Origin of the sequence: Bradyrhizobium sp. 139, assembly GCF_023074175.1 — a bacterium.
Taxonomy (GTDB): domain Bacteria; phylum Pseudomonadota; class Alphaproteobacteria; order Rhizobiales; family Xanthobacteraceae; genus Bradyrhizobium.
Map to the genome: position 1 here is coordinate 40,049 of NZ_JADPKS010000130.1, position 20,605 is coordinate 60,653.

Below are 20,605 nucleotides of genomic sequence, written 5' to 3' on the forward strand. Positions count from 1 at the left end.
CGACCGCGGGCAATTGCAATTATCGTCCTTCGTAACGATACTACACGACGTTTCGAACTTGCGATCTGATGGGGTTATAGAGGTGACGCAGTCTTCCCGAAACGGGGCGGATGCCAAGTTGCTCTCCGAGGCCATTGCGGCGCTTCGTGAGTTGGTCTCACGCGCGCAAGACGCCACAGACGAGTCGTTCGACGACGGCCATTCGGTTGATACTTGGAAGAGCGAGGAATTCCGTGCCGCGATAGAGCGTGCCGAAGCCGTGATCGCGAAGGCGGAAGCTGCCATAGCTGAGTCCCGCACAGAGTAAGAGTTCTCTGAGTCGGAGCATTGCCATGGCCGGCCGTTAGGCACTTCAAGGCCCGACGTCATGTGCAGCCCCCGGACGCATACGTCGTGTTCTCCCGGTCGCTGATTCCCAGGGCCCAACTTCCAAGGCAGACTCTCGGTACTCGCGGCGATTTGCGACAAAATACAGTTCGGGTCATTGCGGTGGATCCTCCAATAGCGCCTGCCCGAACACGTCGGCTCGTGGCCGATTCATCGCGAAAGAGCCGCCGCGACTTGGCAGTTGACTTGCGAAGCTCCCCGTTTGCGAGCGCTTGCGATAGCGATCGTTACCCGAAGGGCCGAGACACCCGAAGGGTGGCTCGGTGAGGAGCGAAGCGACGAGTAGCGCGCGGGCCGAAGGCATCGCCCGTATGCCATCAGCACGTTATTATCGAACCCGCACACCTGGTCATTGCGGTGCTCCCGCATCCGATCGAGGGACGAACACGCCAATAGACCGAGGGACCATGCGCGACACTTCGTGCATTGAGATTGCAGTCGTGGCGCCGCTCGAAGGAATGAGCGCCGGCAACCGATCGCGTGTTTTCATCAGATCGGAACGCGCGACGAACAACGTTGCAGCTGTCGATAACTGCCGGCTGGTGGTCCACGTCGCACGCAACTCTATCCCGAGCAGAGTTGCAAGTTTGGCCACATACGCTCGCGTCTCGTTTGGCAAAGAACCGCCTGCGAGATGCTCTTCGTAGCGAGCTGGTCCCGCATTGTACGCGGCAAACACGCCAGGCGAACCATATCGGTCGAGCAGTTCACGCAGATAGGCTGTGCCTGCCAGAATGTTGTCGCGCGAGTCGTAGGGATCGCTGCCGAGATTATAGCGCTCGCGGAGTTCCGCCCAGGTCGCGGGCATGATTTGCATCAGGCCCATTGCTCCTTTTGGCGATCTGGCGTGCACCTCACCAGCACTTTCGACGTTGATGACCGAACCAATCCAGTTCACCGGAACTGAAAAGCGCTCTGAGGCTTCGTCGACGAAAACCCCAAATTGGTTGCTCATATGAGTGACCGCTCGGACAGCGGCCGCTTCGCTCTCGGCGACAGCGGCACCGTACGACACAGCGCAGATGAGCACGATAGCCCAAACACGCCCGCCCAGCCGAGCCAAGCATGCCGTCGTGCTCGCGCCCGTCCAGGGCAGAGCTGCTTCGCGCCGGCCGTTCGGCCGCCGTGGACCGGCGCCGCGCGCGCCGGTCTTGCAGAGATCGATCGGCAGGGATGAATGGTCCCGCAATCGATCGAACAGAGGAATGGTGCAGCGAACACGTGGAATACGCACGATCACTCCTCCCACGTCCATACTGGGAGCGCACGGCCGATCACGGCCGATGCCGGAAGAAATCCAAAATACCGGCCGTCAAGAGAGTCGTCTGACTGCCAGTTCATGAGAAATAGCTCGCCTTCGCCGACGACGCGGCAGCCCTGCCACTTCGGCAGCGGCCGACCGCGTCCGTCGCGATCCCGCGCCTCGCCGACCACGATGCTATCCACCGAAATCGTGAGACCGACTCTGCAGACCGTTTGCCCGGGCAGCGCCAAGACCCGTTTGAGCATGGGGACGCCAAGAGGCAGATAGCCGTTCAGGTGGAGGAAGGTCGCGAGCGGCTCCGGCGGCTCGACGGCGAGCAGTTCCGTGACATGGAAGCACGACGTCGGCCGTAAACGATAGAGACCGATAGGAACGCTCGCGGATGCATTCCAGATGTAGAGCGGAAGCGGTTCCAGAGCGATTGTCGCGACCGGCGCAGCAGCAGCGCCAAACGTCACGATCACCGTCTTCAGGCGGCCTGTCATCGCATTACCCTCTGACGGTGAAGCCAGGCCTGATGGCGTACCTTGGTGTAGGGACGGGGGTTCTCGTTGACGGACAGGCGATTATGAACGTGATGCCAGTGATCAGGTGCGACGTCGGCGGGATCGATGCCGAGTGCCTCGACGGCATCGGTCATCTGCAGCACGCGTTCGACCTTCGGCCAGCCAGAGAGGCGCAGCAGAATCTCTCCGCCGGGTGTCACATAAGGGACAGTCGTGCAGCGCTGTCCTGGCGCGACCGCGCGCAAGATGTCTATCCGCGAAATGATTGTCCCAAAGTCGTTGGAGGTCCACCGGACGAAGGCAAGGATGCTGCCGGGTGCAAATGACAGGACACGCCGGTGACGATCCAGCTTCCGTTCCTTGACGATACGGCCGAACCGAATGCGGTTTTCGATCCGCTTCTCGAGCCACAGCACTTCCACTTCGGTGAGATCGCTCATAGCGCCGCTCCCTGAAGCTGGAACGGGCAACCGTGAGCTCGAGGCTCGGTGGAGATCGCGGGCTGCTTGCGAAGGCAAGCAGGACTGACGGCACCCTGTTGCCGGACGCCTCCAATGCGACTTTCGGCCTGGTCCGTTAGAAGAAATCCGAAGGATTTCTGGTTAGTAAAGTTAGAGCGGCTGGAAAGCGCGGAGAAACAAGCTCTTAAGCTCGATTCCGGTCCCCGATAGCACGAGGATTGGGTCCCCGATAGCACGAGGATAGCGGTCCCCGATAGCACGAGTTGATTCACAGGTTGTCCTCCGAGCTTGGAATGAGACCGCGCCGGCGCAGGCGTGCTGTTAGGGGATCGACGGGCGTTGGCGCGAAGTTCAGCCGCTCGGTGCCGTTCGCATCGCGCGTGAGCAGGAGCTGATAACCGGGCAATGCCTGGCGCTGGACAATCTGACGTACGTCGTAAGCAAAATGCTTGAGCGGCGAGAGGATGCCGGACTTGGCATGGAGATGCACAAGGTCAAAGCTCCAGCCGCCGTCCTGGCGGCCGCCATGCTTGCGCACAAGACGATAAAGCCAGCGCTCAAGCCCGCCTGTCAGCTCGAAATAGGCACGGTCGATCGTGAGCACGAGCGCGTCATCGATGACGCCGGCATAGAACCAGTCGGGCAAGATCAGCTCGAGCCCAAATGGCCGGCCATTTGCGTCGGCCGTCTCCTTCCACTCGTTGATCCAGGAGAAACGATGCCGTCGCCGTTCTGTCGGCTGCCGGATCGACGTCAGCACGGTCGTCGACTGAAGTCTGTCGAGACCGGCCTTCAGCCGGTCATAGTCGCGCGCGCTGGTGCCGCGGCCGACAAACGTCAGTATCTCATAGGGCGTTGCAGCCATCAGGCGCGACGTCTTCAAGCCGGCGTCACGGGCTTCGACGATCTGGGAAGCGGCCCAGATCAGAACGTCGGCATCCCAAATGGTCGCCATGCCGTGTTCCGGCACGGTTTCGACACGAATCGCGATCGCACCAGCGCGGAAATCGATCGGCACAACCCGTTTTGTTTTTGCGGGCGAGAAGAACGGATAAGCCATCAGATCCTGCGCGTCGCGCGGCGCGAGATCACCGGGCAGCGCCCGAAAGAGCTCCAGCTGGTCGCGCTCGGAATGGTGTTTGCGCCGCATCGTCACTGCTCTCAAGCGGCAATCAGCGACGTTCCTGGCCCGCGTATGGGCGCAGCACCGGATGCTTCTTGGCCGGCAGCACGGTCCCCTTGCCGGGATCAGACGTCGACGTCTTGGCACCGAGGTCGGCCCAGGCTTTCAGGTCGTCTACGGCGTAGACGACACGTCCGCCAATCTTCCGATACGTCGGCCCGGTGCCGTACGTGCGGTGCTTCTCGAGCGTACGACCGGAGAGGCCGAGGTAACGCGCGGCTTCCGGTGTACGCAGGAAGCGCGGGGGCATTCCGGCCATGGGATCGGGCATTTGAGAACTCCAAGGTGACAGCGCACCGGGCATGGCGGCGTCGGCGTGTGTGCGGTCATCATGGAGAAGCGCGATCTCGGAGGGGGATGCCGAGTATTGAGGGTATGATTTTCGATACCCCTCGGCCGAGGGCTATTCGTTCCTGCGGCCGGGCCGCAGAAGTTTGCGGTAACCTCCGCGTACCAACGCGAGGCCGCCCTTCACCAGGCGGACCGTTCGATTGCGCAAATCGTGCGTCTTCCAGGCGCGATCAGGGACGCTCTTTTTGCCGAACAGCGCTTCGGCGACAGTGCGATAGCTGCCACCCGCAGTATGCGCATCGAGCGCACGGATCGCGGCGCTCAGACGTTCGCGCCGCTGTTTAGATAGTTTGTACAATGCAGGACCTGGCGCGCGTCCATTCATCGCGCGCCACAGCCGTCGGGCTGCATACGCGCGAGCTTCCAAATCGCCGTCAAACGGCAATTCGGCTGCGTATGACGCGCCGAGCACAGGAGGCTCTTTGGACCAGACGCGGTGATCCGTCGCCCCGATGCGCAGCACGATGTGCCAGCCGTCGGCGGCACGGCGCACCTGCCCCGCTGTAAGGTCGAGCAGTGGCCGAGAAGCCGAACTGCGATCGGCGGCCGAGGCGATCGTGACTGGAACGACGGTCGTTAGAACCTCAGGCGCCCAAAAGATTATCTGCTCGTCGAAGGACCGCTGGGGGTCATGGGCGAAAGCAGATGCCCCACCTCCTCCTGAACTCCGTGGTCGCTTCGTCATCTGGGCCGCTAGCCATCATCGCCTCAAAGTCGCGTCGATAGTCCGCGTTGCGACGAAGACATTCCCAGGCGATGTCAGTGATTTCGGCGTCTTGTAGGCTCTTATAGGAATCCGGCGACCGCCAGTCGAATTCAGGCATTGCTTCCGTCCCATTGCATGCAGCTAACAAGGATTGCGGCGCAATAGGTATGAACGATGCGGTTGTAGGAAGCCCCTAGTTTGGCACCACGTGGTGCACTGGAATGACCACCGGATAACGGAAGAAAATCGTTCTGCGTGCAAGCCGCCAGTCGGCGATTTTCTTCTATTTTGAGTCGCTGCCGCGCAAGAGCCGCCCCTGCTCAGTCACCCACTTGGCGCGCGCAAGATGACTCTGATATGCGCTCCGCGCACGGTCCGGCTCTCGCTCCGCATCAATACGCAGCACGATCCGAGCGACTTCCATCCAGTCAGCCCCTTCGCTCTCAGCCTGCAGAAGGCGAACGTACGTGACGACATGCTGTTCGTCATAGGCTGTCAGCGCCGGCTCGTTCGGCGCGACATCCGCGACGTCAGGATCTAGCGGTGGCTTCGACATAAGAGGCTACAATATGCGCGGGATTGAAAATCGAATCGCGAGACGCAAGCCTTGCCGGCTCGAACAGTTCCCTGCTGTAGCATATGGCATGCCACGCGCTCGGGCGAGCGTTCAAGAAGCCGCGTTCCCCACATTTTCAGCAATCGAAGCTCCGTCCGTAACCTGCAACATCCAGCTCCGCGTATTATAACACGTAGCGCCAAAATACGCGATTGCTTCCTATCCTGCGGATGGATATTCGCAAGGTCTTTGGAGCGAACGCGCGTCGATTTCGACTGGCCCTTGGCTTGAGCCAAGAGGCCGTGGCGGAACGCATGGGCGTCGACCGGGCCTTCGTAAGCAGCATGGAGCGAGGGCTGCAAAACGCGACATTGCTAACAATCTGGCAGATTGCTCAAGCTTTAGGGGTCCGGCCTGCAGATCTGCTTGAGGAGAAGGTGTCCAAAGTTCGATCATGAACTTCCGCGAGCCGGGCCGGCGGCCCGGGAGCGCCCGACGTGGACACGCGTCACGGCCGCCGATCCGGCCTTGCTGGATCGGCGGCCGTGCATCAGGCCTCGAACATGGCCCAGAAGAACGCGCCGAGCGCGACCCATCAAACGAAATTTCCCTTAAATGGGCGCAACGACCTAAAAACAACCGGTCGGTATCTTCGGCCGAGGTAGGATTTGAGAAGCCCCGCCCGGCGGACCGGACGGGGCTTGGCGGAGCGTCTACTCACCGTTCTTGCGGGGCCGCGACCAGAGCAGCGTGTAGCCCTCGCCGCCTTCGTCGTCGAACAGGTTCGCGTAGATCGGTGCGTTGAACGAGGGATCATCGAGCTTGAGCGAGAGGTAATCGCGGCCCTCTTCGGAGCGCTTCGACCAGGCTGCCCCGATCTCCGCCCGGCCCACGTAGATGCGGTGGCTGGGAGCGTTGTCGTTGGATCGGTTGGTCTCGGCGACGATACGGACGCCCTTGGCTTGCAGGCTCAGGGTGACGATCTCGCCCTGGAAATCGTTGCCGACCTTCTTGAAAGAACCGATGTTAGCCATGTCACTTCTCCTGTTGTGTTTCGAGCCCGCGACCACCGCGGCCTCGATGGCGATCTAGAGGCCGAGGACGATCGGCGACGCACCCGCTTGCGGGCCGGAGCGCAGCGGAGGACCCGTTGTTGCGACTTTCTTGCCTCGCGAGGAATGGGCGTAAGCCCAGGGGAAGAAAGTCGCATTAACGGCGTTGCGGCTCAGGCGATCGAGGCGAAGCCGGTCTTCGGCCAGATCAAGCCATCAAAGAGGCGCGTGCGTCCGCGTGCTGAACCGCAATCTTAAGGAGAAGACTTGGCGAATCTCGGTTGAGCTGCACAAGAGGTTGGTACGGTTCGGCGCAGAAAGAGAAACAATCTGCCGCAAAAGGGCGGTATCGTCCCGGAAGGAAGGATCGAGCGCGACGCGCCGCTCCACCGCAGCAATGTGGACCAGGCGGAGATTGGGGCTTGGTCAAAAGGCTACGAGGAAAAGCGGGGTTAGGCGCGCAGCCGCGTGATGGTCTGAGGCAGTGATGCCAAAAGCAGCACTGCGCAAACGCACAGCAGCACAATGTCTTTGAATAAGAACTCGCCGGCCAAATTCCACGCCATGGGGTCCGTTGAAATGCTCCATTTGACGACTCCGGGAGTCGTGAAGAAGAACGACCAGGTCACCATGAAAGTGACGACCCCCATGAGCGATCCCAATGCCGACAGTACCGGAATGAATGCGCCAGCAGCCAGCAACAGTGCGATGACAAATTCGGTTACGCCAAGGACATAAGCTTCCCCCTAAAGCCGAAGAGCGATAACCAGGAAACTAGCGGACTGTTACTTATGAACTGCTCGATGCCCTGAGCCGACTGCAGGGTAAACTTCTGCATGCCGAAGGACACGAAAATCACCACCATGACCCAGCGCAGGACGGCCAAAAGTCGATAGGACCCCGCTCCAGCTTCTGCAATGTTGAAGGTGGTTCTCGTCAGCTCTCGCATCTCGCCGCTCCCATATTATGGATGCTGGCTGTACGTGCGCGTAGGCCCACATGTTACGAACGCTGCAGAAACTTCAGTTCACGATACCGTGCGATCTTTCGATCACGCATTGCCGAAGCGCAACGTGCAGGTCGGCAGTCGACAATCAAGTGACGGGTTCCGAAAAGACGAGCCTAATGGGATAGGAGGAAAGTGGTAGAGCCACGGAAAACAACGAACGTCACGTCAGATTTTGCCCAGCAGGCATTTTGACTTACTCAGGTATTTCAAGCAGCCTTGCGGCCTTCTTGTAAATATCCGTAAGATCGTCGAGCATGTGAAGCACCTCTTTGAATTGCCTAAAGCTATAATCCGGCCGTAAGTCGCTGATGCGTCGACGCTCTGCGCGAGCTTCGTCTAGGCGTCCGGCTGCCGCAAGCGTCAGCGCCGACACGGCATGCGCATGAACATGATCGCCGGCACTTTGCCCGACAAATTTGGCACATCGAGCCGCCTCTTCAACTTTGCCCAGACGAAGCAATGCGAACGTCCGCACCCTATGTGTCCCAAACATCATCGGATCGAATGGGCTGAGACGAGCTGCGATGTCGGCGGCGTCTATCGCGTTCCTGGGATCACCCGTCTGAGCTTGCACGAACGCAAGGGAATAGTGGGCAAAAGCATAGTTGGGACTCAATCGAACGGATTGATTAAGGTCCCGGATGGCGTCATCGTGGGCGTACGCGAGCCATTGCGCTCGACCGAGTGCGCAATGTGCGGCCGGGTCGCTGGGATCCGCCAAAACTGCTTCTCCCCCCGCTTCGAATGCTAAAGCGATCTCGCGTTCGGATTCACGCACGTTCAAATGAAATGCATTGTGAAAATGCGTGAAGGACAATCCAGCGTAGCTTCTCGAGAAAGTCGGATCGATAGCGATCGCCTTTTTGAAGAAGGACTGGGCTTCGCGATTGCTGTCGCTTGTAAAGCGAGACATGCTGGCAAGACCCCGATGATACGCTTGCCACGCATCGAGAGAGGCCGGTGGGACAAGCAGCGCGCGGTTTCGCTCAATAACATGAATCTCGGCATCGAGACCCGCGATGATGCGCGCGGCCAACAAGGGAGGTGCCGCAAACGACTCCTCAGCATTGCACCTGAACTCATCGACCCAAAAGATACGATCAGTCTTGGGGTCGATTAGCTCCACTGAAACAACATAACCTTTTCCGTCGCGTCGCAAATGGCCGGATGACACATATTGAGCATTCACCAGAGCGGCAGCCGTTCCGGGCGTCAAGCTCCGGAGCGACAAAGCCGTTCCTTGAGCAATAACGCTAAAACTTCGCAATTTCGAAAAGCCAAAGATGATGTCGCTAGTGATGCTATTGGCATCCGCTTTGCATTCCGGGGCTGCTGTGAAAGGGAGCAAAAGCAGCGCAGGCCCCCGCGCGTTCGTTGCCGGTGAGTTTGAAATAGCATCTAAGCGAGGGGTGTCGACTAAGCTCACGACGTCCGGCTTCGACATAACTCGTCGTGCTGCCGCGAAAGCTTCCTTGAGTGATCCCGAGTCGATGCCTTCGATCCGAAAGCGTGTTACGGATGCGTTGATTTGGCGCTGGGCCTCCTCATACAGGCCACGGCGGAGAAGCGAGCGAACAAGTTCGAGGTGAACCGCTTCGTCGAACGGGGCCACTTCCATGCATTCTCGCAGGAATTCGATACGATCGTCGCTCTCCGGCGGTAGGACCGAACTGAGCCGTTCGAGAAGCTGTTGGCGCATCTGACTGAAGCGGTGCCGCTGGCCGGCGAGCCAGTTTTCGAACGATGGAGCTCCGTCGACAGACAGGCCCTCGAGAAAGTCCCCCCTGAACAACTCCAACAGCGACCGAAGCTCGCCCGGTGAAGAGTCGGTCAGCGTCTTTTGCGCACGTCGCGCGACCAACTGGGCGTCCACGTCCAGCGAACCGCTATCGATCCAGACCTCATATCGGTCGGCGACAATCCGGTTCGCCGTTGGCCGGTCAAGGAGCGCGCGGAGCTTGGAAAGGCACCAGCGCAACTCGCTTCGGGGGTCGTCCGCGACGTCCCAAAGCAAATCGCATAACTTTTCGCGGGAGACAGGCCGAGGCGCCATCGCCAGGTAACCGAGGAGGGCCCGCACTTTGCGGGAAGGCGGCTGGTTCAAAGGGACACCATTCTGGATGACCTGCAGTGGCCCCAGCAACAGCACCCGATCCGCCGACAGACTTGCCATTTCCACGATTACTCCAACGCTCGCTCCAACGATGGCCGTGTACGGCAGGGAGCATCGGACGTTTTTTTGGCTGGCGGCAAGCTAACACAGCCCTGCCATGGCAGGAAGATGAACGTTCCGCATGTTTTTCACTTCGCACGGCGGGCAGCAGCAGCCCGGAACTCATCCGGAGAAGCAGTCATGATATCCGCAGGGTTCCCTTACGAAAAAAAGCGCCGGAGTATCCTGGGCCATGAGATGGCGTACGTTGAAGTTGGGAATGGCGATCCGATCGTGTTCCTGCACGGCAATCCCACGTCATCCTATCTTTGGCGGAATGTGATACCCTATCTCGAGCCGCTGGGACGTTGCATCGTCCCCGATTTGATCGGGATGGGCGATTCCGAAAAGTTGCCTTCCAGTGGGCGTGATTCCTATCGCTTCGTCGAGCACCGCCGTCACCTCGAAGCTCTGCTCGAGGCGCTGAACGTGCGCCAGCGCGTGCTTCTTATCATCCATGACTGGGGGTCGGCCCTCGGCTTCGACTGGGCGAATAACCACCGCGATGCCGTGAAGGGTATCGCGTATATGGAGGCCATATTAGGAAGGCAGTATTGGGACCACTGGGACAAATTTGGAATGCGCTCGGTCTTGCAAGCGTTGCGCTCCGAGGCTGGCGAGCAGATGGTCCTGCAAGACAACTTCTTCGTCGAGAAGATCTTGCCGGGGGCTATACTGCGCAAACTCTCGGAAGAGGAGATGGCAGAATACCGACGGCCATTTGCCCGACCTGGCGAGGGTCGACGGCCGACGCTGACCTTCCCCCGAGAGATCCCTATCGAAGGCGATCCTGCCGACGTAACTGCAATAGTGGACGCTTATGCTGACTGGCTGAAATCAAGCAGCGTACCGAAGCTATTTATCAAGGCCGAGCCCGGTGGAATCTTGGCAAGTCCCAAGGTTCTTGAACTGGCTCAAAGCTTGCCCAGGCAGACCGAAGTGACGGTCAAGGGAATCCACTTCGTCCAGGAGGACTCGCCCGACGAGATCGGCAGCGCCATCGCAACCTGGATGAAGACGCTTGGTTGACACGAATCGATGGCCACTTTCCGGCGAGCGATTAGCGGTGACGCGATGGTGAATGAACCGGCAGTGACGCCCGAGAGGATGAACGCCTTCTCCGATGGCGTGTTCGCCGTGATCATCACGATCCTCGTTCTGGAACTCCACCCTCCAAGGGAGGCGAGCTTTGCAGCGTTATTGGAATTATGGCCGACGGCCATCAGCTACACAATCAGCTACATCTTCATCGCAATCGTTTGGGTAAATCATCATCACCTTTTGCGGTTTCCTGATGTGGCATCTCAACGCCTAATTTGGTCAAATTTCGCGCATCTGTTCGCTGTCTCGTTGATCCCTTTCGCCACCGCCTGGATCGCGAGCACCCGATTGGGCGCCGTGCCGGTCGCCTTCTACGCAGGCGACTTTTTCCTAGTGAATGTGACTTATCTATTGCTGTGCTTGGAGGCCGTGGATAGGTCCGCCCCCCACAAGGTTGAGCCGAGAGCCCGATCGATGATGCGTATCCGCTCGTTTGCGACGCTGGCGGTGTTCGCCGCCGCGGGAATTGTAGCGCTCCGCTATCCGATCGCAGGCATGGCGCTGATCTGCCTTTGTCTATTCGTTTACCTGAGTCCAGCGCGGATAATAGGAGGGTCTGATGAGTCCGGTCAGATACAAGACAGTCGAAGTTAGCGGCATCAGTATCTTCTATCGCGAAGCGCGGAATGTCGGTGCGCCGAAGCTGCTGCTCTTGCACGGTTTTCCGACCGCAAGTCATATGTTCCGCGATCTGCTTCCTCTCCTTGCCGAAAGATTCGACGTGATCGCGCCGGACCTTCCCGGCTTCGGCCAATCCGAGATGCCGGAGCGAGAAAAGTTTCTTTACACGTTCGAGAACATAGCTCGGGTAATTGAGCGCTTTACGGAGATCGTCGAGTTCGATCGCTTCGCTCTCTACGTTTTCGATTACGGTGCGCCCACCGGCTTTCGAATGGCGGTCCGACGCCCAGAACGGATCACGGCGATCGTCTCGCAGAACGGGAATGCTTACGAAGAGGGCCTCAGTGATGGGTGGGCCCCGATCCGGGCGTACTGGGAGAACGCGTCGCAAGCGAACCGCGAAGTGCTTCGCGCATTTCTCACGCCCGAAACGACGGCTTGGCAGTACGCGCAGGGCGCGCCAGATCCTTCGATCGTGTCGCCGGACGGTCGGAATCTTGACAACTTCTACTTGGCACGTCCCGGAGCAGATGAAATTCAGCTCGACCTTCTCGGCGACTATAAAAGCAATATCGCGCTGTATCCCTCGTTCCAACGATATTTCCGGACATACACGCCACCATTCTTGGCGGTGTGGGGCAAGAACGATCCATTCTTCCTCCCGGCCGGCGCCGAAGCATTCAAGCGCGACATTCCGGAGGCAACGGTTCGGTTCTTCGACACCGGCCACTTCGCGCTGGAGACGCACTGCGCTGAAATCGCGAAAGCCATCAACGAATTCTTGGGTGAACATGGGGGGCAACATAAGATGTCTCAGGGCCTCGAGCATTAGGAGAAACTCATGGGATTGTCCTGGCAACAAGGTCCGCTGTCACCGGGCGCGGTCGGCCGATTCATCGTGCCCGAACCATTGCCGAAGCGATTGCTTTACATCGAGCGGCAGCGGCGGCGGATGCGGGTGCGTTTCGGCGGCGCCTGGGTCGCAGACAGCGAAAACGTCCTGCTCCTGTTCGAGCCGGCCCGTTATCCGGTCGCCTACTTCCCTGAGGCCGATATCGCGCCGGGCGTGCTCGAGCGCGTCGAGCAGGTCACTCAGCATGCCGATCTCGGAGCTACCTCCTGGTACAGCGTCTGCGCCGACGCGCAGCACGTTGCGGCGCGCGGAGCGTGGCAGCACACCGACCTGCCGGCCCACGCTAGCGATCTGCAGGGGCGCATCGCCTTCGCATGGCGGGGGATGGATGCATTCTATGAGGAGGACGAGAGGATCGTCGGCCACGCCGCCGATCCCTACCACCGCATCGACATTCGCCAGGCTTCGCGCAATCTCGTGGTTCGCCACAGCGACCGCGTCGTCGCGGACACCAAGCGGCCGCTGGTGCTTTACGAGTCCGGCTTCGCGCCGCGCTGGTACGTTCCGCGCGAGGACATCGACGAAGCGGCGCTTGTGCCGGTCAAGCTGCAGACCTTCTGCCCCTACAAGGGGCTCTGCAGCTACTTCTCCATCGGCGACGCGCGGCAAGCGGCCTGGTCGTATCCCGACCCCTATCTCGAGGTGCGCCGCATCGCCAACATGGTCTCATTCGAGCCCGACGTCGTCACGGTCCAGTTGGACGGCGTTCAGCTTCATCTCGAGCCCGGTCAGTCGGTGGTGCCGCACGGTCCCGACCGCAACCTCGATGTCGAAGAGTTTGCCCGCGCGTGAGAAACGCGCGCAACGCGTGGTCGCCGCGGGCCGCGAGGCTGAGCCATCTGAAGCGGAGCTGGATATGGCGCGACTGCTGTCGGTGAATGTCGGACTGCCGCGCGACATCGCGTGGAGGGGCCGCACGGTGCATACCGGGATCTGGAAGGATCCGGTGCAGGGCCGCTGCAAGGTCGGTCGGCTCAACCTTGCCGGTGACGGCCAGGGCGACCTCGCCGGTCATGGCGGGGAGATGCGCGCCGTGTTCGTCTACCAGATCGAATCCTATCGCCATTGGCAGGATCAGTTGCAGCGCACTGACTTCGTCCACGGCCAGTTCGGCGAGAACTTCACCATCGAAGGCCTGTCGGACGATGCCGTGTGCATCGGCGACCGCTACAGCATCGGCAGCGCGCTGTTCGAGGTCACGCAGCCACGGGTGACCTGTTATCGCGTGGGCATCCGGGTCGGCGAGCCGCGGATGCCGGCCCTGCTGACCTCGAGCGGACGGCCGGGCTTTTACTTCCGCGTCCTCGCCGAAGGCGAGGTCGGCGCCGGCGACGCGATCGTCAAGGTCGGCGGGGCGGACGAGCGCATGACCGTCGCCGAGATAAATGCCCTGCTCTATTCGTCCGAGCATCCGCGCGAGCGCCTTGAGAGCGCCTTGCGGATCGGAGCGCTTTCGCCGGGATGGCGCTGGTCGTTGGAGGCCTTGCTCAAGGGCCAGGCGACCGGCAACGCAAGCGGCAATGCGGGGCTTGCGCCTGCATCGGCCGCGCATCCGGTTGCGCCGGGATTTCACCCGCTAGCGATCACCGCGATCGAGCAGGAATCCGCCGATGTCCTCTCGCTGACGATGCGCGATCCGGACGGCCGGAAGCTGCCGTCGACCCTACCCGGCCAGTATGTCGTGCTGCGGCTGCGGCCGGCGGGCGATTGTCAGCCGCTGCTGCGCAGCTACTCGCTATCTGGTCCGCCGTCGACCGAATACCATCGCATCAGCGTCAAGATCGAGCCGGATGGCGCCGCCGGCACCTATCTGCGCGACCATGTCCGAACCGGCGATCTCGTCGAGGTCAGTTCGCCGCGCGGCAGCTTCATCCTGCAATTCGGCGAGCAGCCCGTGGTGCTGCTCAGCGCCGGGATCGGCGCGACGCCGGTGCTGGCGATGCTGTCGGCGCTGGCGGAGGCGCGCTCGCCGCGGCCGATCCTGTGGCTGCATGCCGCGCGTGACCGGCAGCATCATCCCTTCGCCGCCGAAGTCCGGCGCCTGATACGCGCGCTTCCCCGGGGCCGCCTCTATGTCTGCTACAGCCAACCCGGCGCGCAAGACAGACCGGGCGATGACTTTGACGCCGCCGGGCACCTGTCTCTATCAATGTTCGATGTGGTCGGGATGCCGCAAGATGCCGACTTCTATCTCTGCGGGCCCAATCGCTTCATGGCCGACATGAAGGCAGCGCTTGTCGCCTATGGCGTTGCGCCGGAGCGGCAGCATATCGAGATCTTCAACGGCGGCGAGCCGCTCAATCCCGGCATCGTCAGCGCAACAATCCGCGCGCCGCATCCGCCGGCGGACGATGCCGGCACTGGCCCACTGGTCTCGTTCGCGCGCAGCGGCGTCGCGGCGCGCTGGAACGCTTCGGGCTATCGCAACATTCTGGAGCTGGCCGAGGCCTGCGACGTCCCCGTGCGGTGGTCGTGCCGGACCGGCGTCTGCCACAACTGCGAAAGCGGCCTGATCTCGGGGGCGGTTGCCTATGGACTACAACCGCTAGACATGCCGCCGGAAGGCAACGTGCTCATCTGCTGTTCGCAGCCGACAGGCGATGTCGTTATCGATCTTTGAAATTAGACGGACGGAAGCGCAATGAAAGCAACCGGCACAGCAATCAATTTCTCGGTCGAGGTAGTCGTCCTGCCGGTGAGCGATGTTGATCGCGCGCTTCGGTTCTATGTCGATCAAGTCGGCTTCGCCCTTGACATCGACTATGCACCGCACGAGGCGTTTCGCGTGGTGCAGCTCACGCCGCCGGGCTCCGGCTGTTCGATCCAGATCGGCAAGGCAATCAGCTCCGCCCCCGCCGGATCAGTGCAAAACATCCATCTCGTCGTGAACGATATCGAGGTCGCACGCAGCCGACTGAGCAAACGCGGCGTCGCCGTCGGCCACATCAGGCACAAGACTCCAATTGATGCATGGGACGGCAGTTTCTCGCCCGGCCTCGATCCCGCACGCAAGGATTACGCCAGCTTCTGCGAGTTCTCCGACCCGGACGGCAATCGTTGGCTGCTGCAAGAACGGGGTTACCGCAATTCATAAGGGATCCTTGACTTACAGCCAGTCGCCTGTGGCCCGTCGCTGACGCCGAGATGTCCGGTTGTGGCCCCATGGCTGACCTCCCCTCTGGGCGGCGTAAGGAGAGGTGAGCAGAAGGCCCTCGTGCAGGCGGCCGAGGGCAGGCTTTGACGCCCAGTGATCACGTCGGCGGCCTCGAGCAAGGCACTCACTGTGGCTTGCGCGAAGCCGAGAAGCGGACGTTCGAGGGCCAGTTTGTCAGACGGATTCCCTTCTCGCCACGGCAGGGAAGCCGTGGCCCGCTGGATTAAGCCTGGCTCGAGATCATTGATCCCGCCGACCGGATGTGGTCCGGGCGTACGCTTGCGGGATGACCGCTGTGAGGGGGCTAGATGTCCAGATTGCCGAGCCACAAGGAGCACGGGTCATGCGCCGGAGCTAAGGCCGGTTAGATCACAAGTTGCTCATTCGATTGCGCCACCAAGTCAGCCCGCAAGCGAATATCCAATTGAAGTAAAGAAGAGCAATGATCGCTTCCGCTAAAGTACCTTGCACCCGCCAGTAGGCAAAGAAATGGCTCGTGCCTTCCAGGCGCGTTGCAAAGGCAGCAACCGCGAGCACCAGGCCAGCGGCGATGAGCAGGTAATTGGAGATAGAAAGCGATGGGTCGGCGCGGAGCGCGTTGAACCAAGCAGCGAATGAGATAGGGGCCAACGGTAGACAACTAAACGCGCCCGCGAGCCAGCCGTGGCCGGCACCAGCGAGAAAGATGAAGCCGAGGAGCTGTAAAGCAGCAAATAACAAGGCCGCGAGATATCTCATGTCGCCGCAAGGTTTGATTCAGGTGAAATCTCGGCGACCCGAGGCGTTGGGGCGGGCCGTACCGCGTCAGCATCGGCCTTCCGGCGGACTACTGCCTCGCCGAGAGCGTGTTGTCCACGAAATTGCGCGACGGCAGACCCGCAGCTGAAGTTCGCCTGTGTCAGAAGCCTCGCTCAGCACATTGACGCGATCATAAGTTCATGCTAATCATTAGCTATGGCTTATTCTCTCGCGAGATACTGCTGTCGCAGTTTCGGCAAGGTCCCGTAACGGTGGCGGGCGGAGGCCGGCCGGCCATGGCGAAAGATAGCGTGCAGTTGGCTGCTCTAGGGGATCCGACCCGGAGACGAATATTTGAACTGGTGGGGGCGCGGCCTCGCACTGTCGCTGAAATCACTAGGGAGCTAACCGTCTCCCAGTCAGCCGTCTCCCAGCATCTCAAGGTATTGCGCGAATCTCGCTTGGTTCGCGCCGAGCCGAAGGGAGCCAGCAATGTTTATCATATCGATCCGGCAGGGCTCGGCCAAATGCGCGCTTGGCTCGACCGGTTCTGGAGCAACACACTGGCGGCGTACAAAATGGCCGTCGAAAAATCACGGGAGGACTAGCAGTGAGCAGACGTGTATCGCCCGCGTCCATCAAACAATCGATCGTGGTCGAGGCGCCGATCGAGCGCGCCTTCAAGGTCTTCACGGAAGACTTCGGCAGCTTCAAGCCACGTGAACACAATCTGCTCTCCGTTCCCATCGTAGAGACGGTGTTTGAGCCTCGGGTGGGCGGTCACGTATATGATCGTGGCGCCGACGGCAGCGAATGCCGCTGGGCGCGTGTGTTGGCTTTTGAACCGCCTGATCGCGTGCTCCTAAGCTGGGACATCAGCCCACGATGGCAAATCGAGACCGATCCCGACAAGACAAGTGAATGGGAGGTACGGTTCATCGCCGAAACGCCAAGCCGGACGAGGTTAGAGCTTGAGCACCGTCACCTCGAACGACATGGGCAGGGTTGGGAGGGCGTGCGCGACGGCGTCGAGGGCGATCAGGGTTGGCCGCTCTATCTGAAACGCTTCGCCGAGCGGATTACCCGTGAGGCTTGACGTTCGCGTATTCAATCCGCCGATTCGCAATTGCGGAGGGCCGTATGGCAGCTTACTCACCTAGTGTTGTCGGGGTACTTGTCCTGTGCCTCCTGTCCATTTTTCTGGCGATTCATTCAGGATCGTCCAAAGGCAGGGCCGGCGCACTCTCCGGACCTGTCCTGCCGGCGGACGACGACAACTTGCTGTACCGAATTGACCGCGTCCATATGAACACGGTGGAGGCACTGCCGCCTTTTAGTGTCCCAGCAATCCTGGGCATGATGGTAGGGGTCAGTGCCTTTACGCTCGCCACGCTCGTCTGGGTCTATGTCGCAATTCGTCTCCTCCACGTTGCGGTCTATCTGCGCGGCGGCAAAGCGGCCAAAGGCGGCAGCGTCAGAACCATTCTCTATGTGTCAGGGGCCCTCGTGACAATCATTCTCATTGCGACGACCGCCGTCGCCGCTATTCACCTACCTACCTAGCTGGGCATCTGGCCGCAGCGGCAATGTGCCCTCCTGGCCCGCAGCTGACCTGACCGTACCTGAGCGCGCCGCGAGGTCTGCTTCCAAAGGTGACCCCAACAGGACCCGACGAGCTGCTGAGGGCCCGCCTTTGACCCTAAGCTGATTATATCTTCGGTGAATGATGCGCAGGCGGCACCGGATCGACAAGACCCGCAAGCCGAATCTTCGGGAACGCTTTGTCCAAAGACAAGCACATCATCAGTGTTAATGGTGACGCCGACCCCCTTCTCCAGGCTAGCAATCCTCCCCATCACAGAAGCTGGCGCGTATGCAAGCGCGCGCGGCTGACTTCGAGTTGTTGACGCAGTCCGGCGCGGCGCCGTTGTGTTTGTTCCCCGCTCCAAGCCGTGCGGCTTTGCCAGCTGTTTCGGCGCATCGGGCAGGAAGCGTGGCGGAGGAGCCGATTGGGATTTGCGATGCTGCCGGGGCGCACAGCAAGACAATCGACAAGGCAGCGACGGCTGAAGGCACGACAAGGCTTGATCACAATCATGACCATGTCCTTCCGAAGTGACGGCTTGGCCGCCAAAACGGCGTTCATGCCCCCAAGCGGACTTTGACGCCTCTTTGCGCTGCCTTGAAGGGAGTGGACGGCTCACCGGCTGCTCGCTCAATTTTGGCGTCATGAGCCGCGAAGACGCCGAACGATTCCGGGCCGAAGCCGAGGAATGCCGCCTACAAGCAGCAGAAGCTCTGAAGCCGGAGGACAAGGAAGCTTGGCTGCGGCTCGCTGCCGATTGGATTAAACTTGCGGAAGAGGCGTATCTTCGTCGAGGTCGATTCGATTGAACGTTTTTTCGATTAGTTTCTGAACTGCGTGCGCGCCTTTTTCGATGTTGCGAAAGGACGCTCCAATGAACAACAAGCGCGACTGGCTACTCGCCGGGGTTTATCTTTGGATTGCCTGCGCAGCTGGGTACATCCTGTATCTGGCAGCGGGGCCAATTCCCTGAAATGAATGAACTAGCAGGTCTACTCTTGGCCCATGACTGGCGTCCTCGGGCCGAAGTCCGCAAGTGACTTGTTGAGCCTAAGACCAAGCGCGTAGACTGATCCCACCATGCAACGGTACATCGGATATGTTTCCCTTTGTTGTTTGCGACTACGATGAAGCCATCTCCTACTTCACCGGAGGTCGAGAACACCAACCTCGGCAGCGGCAAGGTGGGTCCGTCCTGATTGCTCCATCAGGCTCACCAGAGACCCGTACTCTACTGGCGAAAGCGGTTACCGTGGATCAAAGCGAAACAGGTTGGTGATCAAACTGGCAGGCGCGTGTTCCTCTTCCTGCACACTGACGACTTCTGGCGCGACTATGAGGCCTACCGCTCAAAGGCGTCACGTTTCGGGAGGAGCCGCGCGTCGAGCCCTACGGAATGGTTGCAGTCTTTGATGATCTATATGGAAGTCGCTGGGATGTCTTGCAGCTGACGCGATAGCTCTAACTGAGACGATTGCTCTTACGTATCGCTAGTAGCGGCAGCTCATGGCCCATGGCGACCTCGGAGAATGTTCCGTTCTTGAGCCGCTGCTGAGAGTTAACCGACACCAGTCGGCCAGCCACTTAATGGGTACGTGCCATACATGACGAGCTTGCGCAGGCTGATGCGCACTAGGGTCTGTTGGGATTCAGGATTCTCATCCGGGCCTGATTGTGATTCAAGCTTGGGATGGACCGATTCGTTTTGACTGACGCCCAATGGGCGAAGATAGAGCCGCATTGTCTTGGCAAACCGGGAGTTCCGGGTCGCAGCGGCAAGGACAACCGACTGTTTGTCGAGGCCGTGCTGTGGATCGCCCGAACCGGCAGTCCCTGGCGTGATCTGCCGGCGATGTTCGGCCACTGGAACAGCACATTCACGCGCTTTCGCGACTGGGTGAAGGCGGATGTCTGGCAGCGGCTGTTCGAGGCCGTCTCCGACGATCCCAACATGGAATATGCCATGGTCGACGCCACCATCGTCAAAGTCCACCGCCACGGTCAGGGCGCAAAAGGGGGACTCAAGGCCAAGCGATCGGCCGCTCGAAAGGCGGCATGACCACTAAAATTCTGGCGCTCACGGATGCGCTCGGCAATCTCGTGCGCTTCGTGCTCCTGCCGGGACAGCGTTTCGATACGGTGGGCGTGCCGCCGCTCATCGAGGGATTGGCCTTCGACGCGCTGATCGCCGATAAGGCCTTCGATAGCAACGCCATCATCGCCGAACTCGACGCGCGTGGCGCCAAAGTCGTCATCTCCCAGCATCCGCGCCGCGCACAGCCTCTCGCCATCGACAAGGAGATGTACAAATGGCGGCATCTCATCGAAAACTTCTTCGGCAAGCTCAAGGAATTCAAGCGCATCGCAATGCGCGCCGACAAGACCGATCAGAGCTTCGCCTCAATGATCCATCTGGCCGCAGCCGTGATAAATTCCCGATGAATCCCAACAGACCCTAGAATGGGAAGCTCCCGCCCGGCGGACCGGGCGGGGTTTGATGGAGCGATCTTACTCGCCGCTCTTGCGCGGCCGCGACCAGAGCAGGGTGTAGCCCTCGCTGCCTTCGTCGTCGAACAGGTTCGCATAGATCGGCGCGTTGAAGGAGGGGTCGTCGAGCTTGAGCGAGAGGTAGTCGCGCTTCTCCTCGGAGCGCTTCGACCAGGCTGCCCCGATCTCCGCCCGGCCCACGTAGATGCGGTGGCTGGGCGCGTTGTCGTTGGATCGGTTGGTCTCGGCGACGATACGGACGCCCTTGGCTTGCAGGCTCAGGGTGACGATCTCGCCCTGGAAATCGTTGCCGACCTTC

27 protein-coding genes and 2 pseudogenes are annotated in these 20,605 nt (G+C 60.5%); 14 read left to right on the forward strand and 15 right to left on the reverse strand.

From position 1 onward, the window contains the following. Nucleotides 1-118 precede the first annotated feature (118 nt). Nucleotides 119-307 (forward strand): hypothetical protein, encoded by a 189-nt coding sequence (locus IVA80_RS29785; protein ID WP_247438205.1) that lies wholly within the window; start codon nt 119-121, stop codon nt 305-307. Nucleotides 308-736: 429 nt separating this feature from the next. On the opposite strand, the gene IVA80_RS29790 is transcribed toward IVA80_RS29785, so the two are convergent. The 8 genes from IVA80_RS29790 to IVA80_RS29825 all read right to left on the reverse strand — a co-directional run bounded on the left by IVA80_RS29790 (nt 737) and on the right by IVA80_RS29825 (nt 5,414). Beyond that, nucleotides 737-1,627 carry a lytic transglycosylase domain-containing protein gene (locus tag IVA80_RS29790; RefSeq protein WP_346348033.1) on the reverse strand — a complete coding sequence of 297 codons (891 nt, stop codon included), beginning with the start codon at nt 1,625-1,627 and terminating at the stop codon, nt 737-739. Then, on the reverse strand, nt 1,624-2,136 hold the full coding sequence (locus tag IVA80_RS29795; RefSeq protein ID WP_247438206.1) for a S26 family signal peptidase: 513 nt from the start codon (nt 2,134-2,136) through the stop codon (nt 1,624-1,626). The genes IVA80_RS29790 and IVA80_RS29795 overlap by 4 nt, the downstream gene beginning before the upstream one ends. After that, a complete protein-coding gene (locus IVA80_RS29800) occupies nt 2,133-2,597 on the reverse strand; it encodes a DUF2840 domain-containing protein (RefSeq protein ID WP_247438208.1) in 465 nt (154 codons plus the stop codon). Before IVA80_RS29800 ends, IVA80_RS29795 begins: the two co-directional genes overlap by 4 nt. 289 nt (nt 2,598-2,886) lie before the next feature. Then, the gene (locus tag IVA80_RS29805) at nt 2,887-3,768 is read right to left on the reverse strand and encodes a replication initiator protein A (protein ID WP_247438209.1); all 882 of its coding nucleotides are present in this window, start codon (nt 3,766-3,768) and stop codon (nt 2,887-2,889) included. Nucleotides 3,769-3,790: 22 nt separating this feature from the next. Then, complete coding sequence (locus IVA80_RS29810) at nt 3,791-4,072, reverse strand: helix-turn-helix domain-containing protein (protein ID WP_247438211.1); 282 nt, start codon at nt 4,070-4,072, stop codon at nt 3,791-3,793. 132 nt (nt 4,073-4,204) lie between these two features. After that, complete coding sequence (locus IVA80_RS29815; protein ID WP_247438214.1) at nt 4,205-4,645, reverse strand: DUF2285 domain-containing protein; 441 nt, start codon at nt 4,643-4,645, stop codon at nt 4,205-4,207. Between the two features lie 136 nt (nt 4,646-4,781). Then, the gene (locus tag IVA80_RS29820; RefSeq protein ID WP_247438216.1) at nt 4,782-4,976 is read right to left on the reverse strand and encodes a DUF6499 domain-containing protein; all 195 of its coding nucleotides are present in this window, start codon (nt 4,974-4,976) and stop codon (nt 4,782-4,784) included. Nucleotides 4,977-5,141: 165 nt separating this feature from the next. Then, nucleotides 5,142-5,414: a DUF2285 domain-containing protein gene (locus IVA80_RS29825; RefSeq protein ID WP_247438218.1), complete on the reverse strand. Its 273-nt coding sequence runs from the start codon at nt 5,412-5,414 to the stop codon at nt 5,142-5,144. A 230-nt stretch (nt 5,415-5,644) separates the two neighbouring features. Here IVA80_RS29825 and IVA80_RS29830 point away from each other — a divergent pair, with 230 nt between their 5' ends. Continuing rightward, the gene (locus tag IVA80_RS29830) at nt 5,645-5,872 is read left to right on the forward strand and encodes a helix-turn-helix transcriptional regulator (protein WP_007594546.1); all 228 of its coding nucleotides are present in this window, start codon (nt 5,645-5,647) and stop codon (nt 5,870-5,872) included. A 255-nt stretch (nt 5,873-6,127) separates the two neighbouring features. On the opposite strand, the gene IVA80_RS29835 is transcribed toward IVA80_RS29830, so the two are convergent. The 4 genes from IVA80_RS29835 to IVA80_RS29845 all read right to left on the reverse strand — a co-directional run bounded on the left by IVA80_RS29835 (nt 6,128) and on the right by IVA80_RS29845 (nt 9,618). Further along, nucleotides 6,128-6,448, reverse strand: a complete 321-nt coding sequence (locus IVA80_RS29835; RefSeq protein ID WP_018454792.1) for a DUF736 domain-containing protein — start codon at nt 6,446-6,448, stop codon at nt 6,128-6,130. 470 nt (nt 6,449-6,918) lie between these two features. Next, on the reverse strand, nt 6,919-7,167 hold the full coding sequence (locus tag IVA80_RS38245) for a DUF417 family protein (RefSeq protein ID WP_253075739.1): 249 nt from the start codon (nt 7,165-7,167) through the stop codon (nt 6,919-6,921). A gap of 20 nt (nt 7,168-7,187) precedes the next feature. Next, a complete protein-coding gene (locus IVA80_RS38250; protein WP_253075740.1) occupies nt 7,188-7,415 on the reverse strand; it encodes a DUF417 family protein in 228 nt (75 codons plus the stop codon). A 253-nt stretch (nt 7,416-7,668) separates the two neighbouring features. Continuing rightward, nucleotides 7,669-9,618 carry a transcriptional regulator gene (locus IVA80_RS29845; RefSeq protein ID WP_247438220.1) on the reverse strand — a complete coding sequence of 650 codons (1,950 nt, stop codon included), beginning with the start codon at nt 9,616-9,618 and terminating at the stop codon, nt 7,669-7,671. Between the two features lie 210 nt (nt 9,619-9,828). Between IVA80_RS29845 and IVA80_RS29850 the strand changes: the two genes are divergently transcribed. The 6 genes from IVA80_RS29850 (at nt 9,829) to IVA80_RS29875 (ending at nt 15,416) form a co-directional block, all read left to right on the forward strand. Then, nucleotides 9,829-10,716, forward strand: a complete 888-nt coding sequence (locus IVA80_RS29850) for a haloalkane dehalogenase (RefSeq protein WP_247438221.1) — start codon at nt 9,829-9,831, stop codon at nt 10,714-10,716. A 9-nt stretch (nt 10,717-10,725) separates the two neighbouring features. After that, complete coding sequence (locus IVA80_RS29855) at nt 10,726-11,382, forward strand: TMEM175 family protein (RefSeq protein ID WP_247438223.1); 657 nt, start codon at nt 10,726-10,728, stop codon at nt 11,380-11,382. After that, a complete protein-coding gene (locus tag IVA80_RS29860) occupies nt 11,348-12,241 on the forward strand; it encodes an alpha/beta hydrolase (protein WP_247438225.1) in 894 nt (297 codons plus the stop codon). Before IVA80_RS29855 ends, IVA80_RS29860 begins: the two co-directional genes overlap by 35 nt. A 9-nt stretch (nt 12,242-12,250) precedes the next feature. Further along, nucleotides 12,251-13,114 carry a DUF427 domain-containing protein gene (locus IVA80_RS29865; protein ID WP_247438227.1) on the forward strand — a complete coding sequence of 288 codons (864 nt, stop codon included), beginning with the start codon at nt 12,251-12,253 and terminating at the stop codon, nt 13,112-13,114. A 64-nt stretch (nt 13,115-13,178) separates the two neighbouring features. Continuing rightward, on the forward strand, nt 13,179-14,942 hold the full coding sequence (locus tag IVA80_RS29870; protein ID WP_247438229.1) for an MOSC and FAD-binding oxidoreductase domain-containing protein: 1,764 nt from the start codon (nt 13,179-13,181) through the stop codon (nt 14,940-14,942). 21 nt (nt 14,943-14,963) lie between these two features. Next, a complete protein-coding gene (locus IVA80_RS29875) occupies nt 14,964-15,416 on the forward strand; it encodes a VOC family protein (protein ID WP_247438231.1) in 453 nt (150 codons plus the stop codon). Between the two features lie 429 nt (nt 15,417-15,845). Here the strand turns inward: IVA80_RS29875 and IVA80_RS29880 are convergent, their stop codons facing one another. Then, nucleotides 15,846-16,214, reverse strand: a complete 369-nt coding sequence (locus tag IVA80_RS29880) for a hypothetical protein (protein WP_247438233.1) — start codon at nt 16,212-16,214, stop codon at nt 15,846-15,848. Between the two features lie 296 nt (nt 16,215-16,510). Between IVA80_RS29880 and IVA80_RS29885 the strand changes: the two genes are divergently transcribed. Genes IVA80_RS29885 through IVA80_RS29895 form a run of 3 tightly spaced genes read left to right on the forward strand, consistent with a single transcriptional unit; the run spans nt 16,511 to nt 17,777 of the window. Continuing rightward, nucleotides 16,511-16,822, forward strand: a complete 312-nt coding sequence (locus IVA80_RS29885) for a metalloregulator ArsR/SmtB family transcription factor (protein ID WP_247438235.1) — start codon at nt 16,511-16,513, stop codon at nt 16,820-16,822. Between the two features lie 2 nt (nt 16,823-16,824). Beyond that, nucleotides 16,825-17,310 (forward strand): SRPBCC family protein, encoded by a 486-nt coding sequence (locus IVA80_RS29890; RefSeq protein ID WP_247438237.1) that lies wholly within the window; start codon nt 16,825-16,827, stop codon nt 17,308-17,310. Nucleotides 17,311-17,354: 44 nt separating this feature from the next. Beyond that, a complete protein-coding gene (locus IVA80_RS29895) occupies nt 17,355-17,777 on the forward strand; it encodes an MAPEG family protein (protein WP_247438239.1) in 423 nt (140 codons plus the stop codon). A gap of 292 nt (nt 17,778-18,069) precedes the next feature. Here the strand turns inward: IVA80_RS29895 and IVA80_RS29900 are convergent, their stop codons facing one another. Next, nucleotides 18,070-18,312, reverse strand: a complete 243-nt coding sequence (locus tag IVA80_RS29900; protein WP_247438241.1) for a hypothetical protein — start codon at nt 18,310-18,312, stop codon at nt 18,070-18,072. Nucleotides 18,313-18,443: 131 nt separating this feature from the next. On the opposite strand from IVA80_RS29900, the gene IVA80_RS29905 reads away from it, so the two are divergent. The 3 genes and pseudogenes from IVA80_RS29905 to IVA80_RS29915 all read left to right on the forward strand — a co-directional run bounded on the left by IVA80_RS29905 (nt 18,444) and on the right by IVA80_RS29915 (nt 20,241). Further along, nucleotides 18,444-18,608 (forward strand): hypothetical protein, encoded by a 165-nt coding sequence (locus tag IVA80_RS29905; protein WP_247438243.1) that lies wholly within the window; start codon nt 18,444-18,446, stop codon nt 18,606-18,608. A 290-nt stretch (nt 18,609-18,898) separates the two neighbouring features. Then, nucleotides 18,899-19,258: pseudogene (locus IVA80_RS29910) on the forward strand (VOC family protein). 231 nt (nt 19,259-19,489) lie between these two features. Next, nucleotides 19,490-20,241 (forward strand): annotated as a pseudogene (locus IVA80_RS29915) (IS5 family transposase). Nucleotides 20,242-20,307: 66 nt separating this feature from the next. Here the strand turns inward: IVA80_RS29915 and IVA80_RS29920 are convergent. Continuing rightward, on the reverse strand, nt 20,308-20,605 hold a 298-nt coding region (locus IVA80_RS29920; protein WP_247438244.1), incomplete at its 5' end, for a DUF736 domain-containing protein.

Excerpts from the sequence above, each read along its gene's own strand:
- IVA80_RS29795 (WP_247438206.1), bottom strand. The coding sequence starts at position 2,136 with ATGACAGGCCGCCTGAAGACGGTGATCGTGACGTTTGGCGCTGCTGCT.
- IVA80_RS29830 (WP_007594546.1), top strand. The coding sequence starts at position 5,645 with ATGGATATTCGCAAGGTCTTTGGAGCGAACGCGCGTCGATTTCGACTG.
- IVA80_RS29855 (WP_247438223.1), top strand. The coding sequence starts at position 10,726 with ATGGCCACTTTCCGGCGAGCGATTAGCGGTGACGCGATGGTGAATGAA.
- IVA80_RS29895 (WP_247438239.1), top strand. The coding sequence starts at position 17,355 with ATGGCAGCTTACTCACCTAGTGTTGTCGGGGTACTTGTCCTGTGCCTC.
- IVA80_RS29885 (WP_247438235.1), top strand. The coding sequence starts at position 16,511 with ATGGCGAAAGATAGCGTGCAGTTGGCTGCTCTAGGGGATCCGACCCGG.
- IVA80_RS29825 (WP_247438218.1), bottom strand. The coding sequence starts at position 5,414 with ATGTCGAAGCCACCGCTAGATCCTGACGTCGCGGATGTCGCGCCGAAC.
- IVA80_RS29835 (WP_018454792.1), bottom strand. The coding sequence starts at position 6,448 with ATGGCTAACATCGGTTCTTTCAAGAAGGTCGGCAACGATTTCCAGGGC.
- IVA80_RS29865 (WP_247438227.1), top strand. The coding sequence starts at position 12,251 with ATGGGATTGTCCTGGCAACAAGGTCCGCTGTCACCGGGCGCGGTCGGC.
- IVA80_RS29820 (WP_247438216.1), bottom strand. The coding sequence starts at position 4,976 with ATGCCTGAATTCGACTGGCGGTCGCCGGATTCCTATAAGAGCCTACAA.
- IVA80_RS29805 (WP_247438209.1), bottom strand. The coding sequence starts at position 3,768 with ATGCGGCGCAAACACCATTCCGAGCGCGACCAGCTGGAGCTCTTTCGG.
- IVA80_RS29875 (WP_247438231.1), top strand. The coding sequence starts at position 14,964 with ATGAAAGCAACCGGCACAGCAATCAATTTCTCGGTCGAGGTAGTCGTC.
- IVA80_RS29810 (WP_247438211.1), bottom strand. The coding sequence starts at position 4,072 with ATGCCCGATCCCATGGCCGGAATGCCCCCGCGCTTCCTGCGTACACCG.
- IVA80_RS29900 (WP_247438241.1), bottom strand. The coding sequence starts at position 18,312 with ATGATTGTGATCAAGCCTTGTCGTGCCTTCAGCCGTCGCTGCCTTGTC.
- IVA80_RS29860 (WP_247438225.1), top strand. The coding sequence starts at position 11,348 with ATGAGTCCGGTCAGATACAAGACAGTCGAAGTTAGCGGCATCAGTATC.
- IVA80_RS29880 (WP_247438233.1), bottom strand. The coding sequence starts at position 16,214 with ATGAGATATCTCGCGGCCTTGTTATTTGCTGCTTTACAGCTCCTCGGC.
- IVA80_RS29850 (WP_247438221.1), top strand. The coding sequence starts at position 9,829 with ATGATATCCGCAGGGTTCCCTTACGAAAAAAAGCGCCGGAGTATCCTG.
- IVA80_RS29905 (WP_247438243.1), top strand. The coding sequence starts at position 18,444 with ATGAGCCGCGAAGACGCCGAACGATTCCGGGCCGAAGCCGAGGAATGC.
- IVA80_RS38250 (WP_253075740.1), bottom strand. The coding sequence starts at position 7,415 with ATGCGAGAGCTGACGAGAACCACCTTCAACATTGCAGAAGCTGGAGCG.
- IVA80_RS29870 (WP_247438229.1), top strand. The coding sequence starts at position 13,179 with ATGGCGCGACTGCTGTCGGTGAATGTCGGACTGCCGCGCGACATCGCG.
- IVA80_RS29800 (WP_247438208.1), bottom strand. The coding sequence starts at position 2,597 with ATGAGCGATCTCACCGAAGTGGAAGTGCTGTGGCTCGAGAAGCGGATC.